The organism is Micromonospora sp. NPDC049048 (assembly GCF_043197615.1).
GTDB lineage: Bacteria > Actinomycetota > Actinomycetes > Mycobacteriales > Micromonosporaceae > Micromonospora.
Window position 1 is genome coordinate 1 of record NZ_JBICTM010000026.1, and the last position, 4,246, is coordinate 4,246.

The window sequence follows — 4,246 nt, forward strand, 5'->3', positions numbered from 1 at the left end:
TCACCACCCTCACCACCGACCACCACGTCACCACCCTGCTCGAAATCGGCCCCGACACCGTCCTCACCACCGCCGCCACCGGCGACACCACCACCACCATCGCCACCACCCACCGCAACAAACCAGAAACCCACACCCTCACCACCGCCGTCGCCGCCCTGCACACCAACGGCATCCCCGTCGACTGGCCCACCTTCTTCACCGGCGCCCAGACCGTCGACCTGCCCACCTACCCGTTCCAGCGCAGGTCGTACTGGCTGCGGCCGGCCGGCGCTGGCGACGTGGGCGCGGCCGGCCTCACCGCGGCGCGCCACCCGCTGCTCGGCGCGGTGCTGGGCGTGACGGACACCGGCCGACTCGTCCTCACCGGACGGCTCTCCCTGCGCGAGCAGCCGTGGCTCTCCGACCACGCCGTCCTCGACACCGTCCTGCTTCCCGGCACCGCGTTCCTCGAACTCGCCGCCCACGCCGCCCAGCACACCGGCAGCACGATGGTCGAGGAACTCACCCTCCAGGCGCCGCTGGCACTGACCGAACAGCAGCGGGTCAACCTCCAGGTGTGGGTGGGCCGGCCCGACGAGCAGGGCCGACGCGAGTTCGGCGTGTACTCCCGACCGACCGAGCACACGCCGGGCGAGGAGTGGACGTGCCACGCGTCCGGCATACTGGCCGACGCGCCGACGCCGGCCCCCGTCGTCGACGAGTGGCCGCCGCCCGGCGCGCAGACCGTCGACGTCGACGACTTCTACGGCTGGCTGTTGGCGCGCGGCTTCTGCTACGGCCCCGCCTTCCAGGGCGTCCAGGAGGTGTGGCGGCGCGGCGACGAACTGTTCGCCCGGGTCACCCTGCGCGCGGAGGAGGAACCGGCAGCCGCGCGGTTCGGCGTGCACCCGGCTCTGCTCGACGCCGCCATGCACCCGCTGGTGCTGCACGTCGACGGCGGCGGGAACCCGACGGGCCAGGCGTGGCTCCCCTTCTCCTGGCGCGGGGTGCGGCTGCACCGCCCGGGAGCGTCGGCGCTGCGGGTCCACCTGGTCCCGGCCGGCGAGAACACCCTCCGGGTGAGCACCACCGACGACGACGGCAACCCGGTGCTGAGCGCGGACGCGGTCACGGTCCGCCCGGTCACCACCAGCGGACTGGCCGGCGCCAGCGGCCCCAGCGCGGCGCTGTACCGCACCGAGTGGGTGCCGGTGACCGCTCCGACCGGCGCCGGCAGGGCCGACGTCGAGATGTTCCGGGTCGAGGCGGGCGACACCCCCGACGCCGTACGGAGGTCCCTGCACCGCACCCTGGCGGCGGTCCAGGAGACGGCGGCCGGCACCGGGCGGCTGGCAGTGGTCACCCGCAGCGGAGATCTCGCGGGCGCCTCGGCGTGGGGTCTCGTCCGCTCCGCGCAGACCGAGCACCCGGACCGCTTCGTGCTCGTCGAGACCGACGGCACCGAGAGCTCCGAACACGTGCTCGCCGCGGCGATCGCCACCGGGGAACCACAGCTCGCCATCCGCGACGGGGCGCTGACCGTGCCACGGCTCGCCCGGCACACCACCCCCGCCCCGGACGGCGAACTGTTCGACCCGGCGGGGACCGTCCTCATCACCGGTGGCACCGGAACGCTCGGCGCCACGCTCGCCCGCCACCTGGTCACCCGGCACGGCGCGGCGCACCTGCTCCTCGCCTCGCGCCGGGGACAGGACGCGCCGGGCGTCGCCGCGCTGGTCGAGGAGTTGACCGGCCTGGGCGCCAGCACGGTCGACGTGGTCGCGTGCGACACCGCCGACCGCGAGGCGCTGGCCGCCCTGCTCGCGGGCCTCTCCCGGCCGCTGGTGGGCGTGGTGCACACCGCGGGCGTACTCGACGACGGCATCCTCGGGTCGCTCACGCCCGAGCGTCTCGACGCCGTCCTGCGGCCCAAGGTCGACGCCGCGCTGAACCTGCACGAGCTGGCCGGCGACGTCGGGCTGTTCGTACTCTTCTCCTCCGTCGCGGGCGTCGTGGGCACGGCCGGGCAGGCGAACTACGCGGCGGCGAACGCGTTCCTCGACGGCCTGGCCGCACGACGGCGGGCCGAGGGCCAAGCGGCCACCTCGCTGTCCTGGGGCCTGTGGGCCCAGGACAGCGCCATGACCAGCCAGCTCGACGAGGCCGACCTGGCCCGGATCGCGCGCGGCGGACTCCTGCCGCACAGCGTCGAGGAAGGGCTCGCGCTCTTCGACGCCGCGTGCCGCACGGCCGAGGCGCACCTGGTGCCCGTCACCATCGACGTCGCCGCCGTACGCGCCGCGACGAACGCCCCGCCGCCGCTGCACGGCCTGGCCAGGATCCCGCGCAGGCGGCAGGCCGCGACCCGGCCGGGCGCCACCGCACTGGCCCACGAGCTGGCCGGGCTCAGCGAGGAGGAGCAGCTCGCGCGCCTGTTCGACATCGTGCGTACGCAGGTCGCCACCGTGCTCGCCCACCCGGACGCGGACTCGGTCCCGCTGTCCGAGTCGTTCCGTCAGCTCGGTGTCGACTCGCTGATGGCCGTCGAGCTGCGCAACCGGCTCAACACCGCGACGGGCCTGCGCCTGCCCGCGACCCTGACCTTCGACTACCCCACCCCGGAGGCGCTCGCCGCCTACCTGCGCGGCGAGCTGGGCGAGCGGGAGGAGGAGCCACGGCCCGCCGCGACGTCGGTCGCCGCCCGCCCCACCGACGAGCCGATCGCGATCGTCGGCATGGCCTGCCGCTATCCCGGCGGCGTCACCTCACCCGACGAGCTGTGGCGGATGCTGGTCGACGGCCGCGAGGGCGTCAGCGGCTTCCCGACCGACCGCGGCTGGCAGTTGGACACGCTGTTCGATCCCGACCCGGACACCCCTGGCACCAGCTACGTCAGCCAGGGCGGCTTCCTGCTCGACGCGGCCGGGTTCGACGCGGAGTTCTTCGGCATCAGCCCGCGCGAGGCGCTGGCCATGGACCCGCAGCAGCGGGTGTTCCTGGAGACGTGCGCGGAGGCGCTGGAGAGCGCCGGCCTGCGACCGGACGATCTGCGCGGCTCGAACACCGGCGTGTTCGCCGGCCTCATGACGCACGACTACGCCGCCCGGTCGAGCGCGGTGCCCGACGGGGTCGAGGGATTCTGGGGCACCGGCACCGCGGGCAGCGTCGCCTCGGGCCGGGTGGCGTACACGTTCGGGCTGGAGGGGCCGGCGGTCACCGTCGACACGGCGTGCTCGTCGTCGCTGGTCGCCCTGCACCTGGCCGTGCAGGCGCTGCGCTCCGGCGAGTGCTCCCTCGCGCTGACCGGCGGGGTGACCGTCATGGCCACGCCCGGCCTGTACGTCGAGTTCTCCCGGCAGCGGGGACTGTCGCCGGACGGCCGGTGCAAGGCGTTCGCCGCATCCGCCGACGGCACCAGTTGGTCCGAGGGCGTGGGTGCGCTCGTGGTGGAGCGGCTGTCCGACGCCCGCCGCAACGGTCACCGGATCCTCGCCGTCGTACGCGGCACCGCCGTCAACCAGGACGGCGCCTCCAACGGGCTGACCGCCCCCAACGGACCCTCACAACAACGGGTCATCCGCGCCGCCCTCGCCAACGCCGCCCTCACCCCCGACCAGATCGACGCCGTCGAAGCACACGGCACCGGCACCACCCTCGGCGACCCCATCGAAGCCCAGGCCATCCTCGCCACCTACGGACAACACCGCGAACGCCCCCTCTGGCTCGGCTCCCTCAAATCCAACATCGGCCACACCCAGGCCGCCGCCGGCGTCGGCGGCATCATCAAGATGATCCTCGCCCTGCGCCACGAACTGCTGCCCCGCACCCTGCACATCGACGAGCCGTCTCCGAAGGTGGACTGGGCCGCAGGCTCGGTCGCGCTGCTGACCGAGGCGGCCGAGTGGCAACCGAACGGCCATCCGCGCCGCGCGGGGGTGTCCTCGTTCGGGGTCAGCGGCACGAACGCGCACGTGATCATCGAGGAACCGCCCGCGGCCGCCCCGGGGGCCACCGTCGCCCTGCGAACCGCCCCCACCCCGGACGCCACCGTCGCCCTGGGAGCCGCCGCACCGGACGCCCTCGACAGCACGCCGCCGCCGGTGGTGCCGTGGCTGTTGTCGGCCCGCTCCGAGCAGGCCCTACGGGACCAGGCCCGCCGCCTGCACGAACACCTCACCACCCACCCCCACCTGACCACGATCGACGTCGCCCGCACCCTCGCAGACCGGGTCACCTTCACCCACCGCGCCGCCGTCACCGGCAC

1 protein-coding gene is annotated in these 4,246 nt (G+C 74.6%); it reads left to right on the forward strand.

Annotation, left to right across the window (positions count from 1 at the left end; all coding sequences use genetic code 11):
- Positions 1–4,246: type I polyketide synthase (locus ACGFIG_RS30665; RefSeq protein ID WP_393008861.1), on the forward strand; the 4,246-nt coding region annotated here is incomplete at both ends.